Origin of the sequence: Streptomyces shenzhenensis (assembly GCF_021462265.1) — a bacterium.
GTDB classification, from domain to species: Bacteria; Actinomycetota; Actinomycetes; order Streptomycetales; family Streptomycetaceae; genus Streptomyces; species Streptomyces shenzhenensis.
Window position 1 is genome coordinate 1 of sequence record NZ_JAJONF010000180.1, and the last position, 815, is coordinate 815.

Consider the following 815-nt stretch of genomic DNA (forward strand, 5'->3'; position numbering starts at 1 on the left):
TCCCGACCTGCTCTCCCACACCCGCCACGGCCCCTTCGGGGACACGACGGCCCCGGGCCGGCTGCCGACCCCGCTGCTGGTCGCCTTCGCCGTCGCACTCGCCGTCCCGCTGTGGTGGCGCCGCAGGACCCCGGCCGTCACGTACCTCGTGATCGCCGCGGTGCTGCTGGCCCAGTGGTCGCTGGGGGTGTGGCAGCAGACCGGCATGGCCGCGCTCATCGCCCTCTACAGCCTGGCCCTGCACGGATCCCTGCGCGCGCTCGGCTGGGCCGCCGCTCTCACGGCGGCCGAACTGACCCTGGCGGTCGAGCTCCTGGCCCCCGTCGAGCACCCGCTCCTCGCCCTGTTCTTCCTGCTGGGCACGGCGACCGCGGCCGTCGCCATCGGCCTGACGCTGCGGATCCGCCGCCTCTACCTGGCGGCACTGGAGGACCGGGCCACACGCCTGGAGATCGAGCACGACCAGCGCGTGAGGCTCACCACCGCCGCCGAACGCGCCCGCATCGCCCGCGAGATGCACGACATCGTCGGCCACAACCTCTCCGTCATGGTCAGCGTCGCCGACGGCGCCGCCGCCCTCGCCGCCCACCGCGGCGAGACATCCGCCGAGCCCCTGCGCATCCTCGCCGACACCGGCCGCCAGGCGATGAGCGAACTCCGGCGCGTCCTGGGCGTGCTGCGCGAGGAGCGGAGACGTGAAGAAGACGAACAGCCGCTCGCCCCGCAGCCCGGCATCCGCGACCTGGACCCGCTGCTGGCGCGCGTGCGCGCGGCGGGGCTGCCCGTGGCCTACCGGACCATGGGCGACCTCGACG

The 815-nt window shown here is 75.0% G+C and carries 1 protein-coding gene; it reads left to right on the plus strand.

Annotation, left to right across the window (positions count from 1 at the left end):
* A partial coding sequence (locus tag LQ326_RS47340; RefSeq protein ID WP_234545401.1) for a sensor histidine kinase occupies window positions 1-815 on the plus strand: 815 nt, incomplete at both ends.